This is a genomic window from Rhizobacter sp. P3_C12 (genome assembly GCF_056402735.1).
On the sequence record NZ_JBFUGW010000556.1, the window covers coordinates 1 to 1,590 of the forward strand.

The 1,590-nt window shown below is 70.4% G+C and carries 1 protein-coding gene; it reads left to right on the plus strand.

Annotation, left to right across the window (positions count from 1 at the left end):
• The first annotated feature begins 156 nt into the window (after nt 1-156).
• Nucleotides 157-1,557, plus strand: a complete 1,401-nt coding sequence (locus AC1DXV_RS34435; protein ID WP_477871039.1) for a class II fumarate hydratase — start codon at nt 157-159, stop codon at nt 1,555-1,557.
• Nucleotides 1,558-1,590: the final 33 nt, after the last annotated feature.

Consider the following 1,590-nt stretch of genomic DNA (forward strand, 5'->3'; position numbering starts at 1 on the left):
TCTCCGTGAGGAGGAGGGATTTTAAGTCCCTTGCGTATACCGATTTCGCCACGCCGGCAGCGGATCTTCCAGGCAACCGCGGCGATTATCAATGCATGCACCGAGGTCTGGCCACGTCGGCCATGATCCATACCTCCCCCCACTGATGCCCGCCCCATGCCCTCGCCCGCCACCCGCATCGAACACGACAGCCTCGGCGACATCGCCGTCCCCGCCGACGCGCTGTACGGCGCGCAGACGCAGCGCGCCGTGCTGAACTTCCCCGTCAGCGGCGGCCGGCTGCCGGCCGCCTTCATCCGCGCGCTGATCCAGCTCAAGCTCGCCGCCGCACGTGCCAATGCGCGCCTGGGCACGCTCGAGCCCGACACCGCGCAGGCGATCGAGGCCGCCTGCCGCGAGCTGCTCGACGGCGACTTCATGCCGCACTTCCCGCTCGACGTCTTCCAGACCGGCTCGGGCACCAGCTCGAACATGAACGCCAACGAGGTGATCGCGACGCTCGCGACGCGCCGCCTCGGCCGCCCGGTCTCGGCGAACGACCACGTCAACCACGGCCAGAGCAGCAACGACGTGATCCCGAGCGCGATCCACGTCAGCGCCGGCGTCGTGCTCGCCGAGCAGCTGCTGCCCGCGCTGCACCACCTGTCGAAGGTGACGCGCGACAAGGCCCGCAGCGTGCACGAGCACGTGAAGACCGGCCGCACCCACCTGATGGACGCGATGCCGGTGCGCCTGAGCCAGGCGCTCGGCGGCTGGGCCTCGCAGGTCGATGCGCAGATCGCGCGGCTCGAGGCCCTGCGCGCCGACCTGGCCCAGCTCGCGCTCGGCGGCACCGCCGTCGGCACCGGCGTCAACGCGCACCCGGATTTCGCGCGCCTGGCCTGCGAGGAGCTGGCCGGCCTCACGCAGCAGGCCTTCCGCCCCGGCGACGACTACTTCGCGCTGATGGGCGCGCAGGACACCGCGGTCTCGGTCTCGGGCCAGCTCAAGAGCCTGGCCGCGAGCCTGATGAAGATCGCCAACGACCTGCGCTGGATGAACTCCGGCCCGCTCGCCGGCCTCGGCGAGATCGAGCTCGAGGCGCTGCAACCCGGCTCGTCGATCATGCCCGGCAAGGTCAACCCGGTGATCCCCGAGGCGACCACGATGGTCGCGGCCCAGGTGATCGGCAACGACGCCGCGATCACCATCGCCGGCCAGTCCGGCAACTTCGAGCTGAACGTGATGCTGCCGCTGGTCGCGCGCAACCTGGTCGAGAGCCTGGAGCTGCTGGCCAACGTGAGCCGCCTGCTGGCCGACAAGGCGATCGCCGGCTTCAAGGTGCGCGGCGATCGTTTGCGCGATGCCTTGTCGCGCAACCCGATCCTGGTGACCGCGTTGAACCCGCTGATCGGCTATGCGCGCGCCGCCGAGATCGCGAAGCAGGCCTACCGCGAAGGGCGCCCCGTCATCGACGTGGCCGACGAGCAGACCGGCCTCGGCCGCGCCGAGCTGGAGCGTTTGCTGGACCCGTCACGCCTGGCCGATGGCGAGGGTGAAGGCGGCGGCGGGGGATAAGCACACCGTTCGCAACAAAACGGCGTCTCGTCC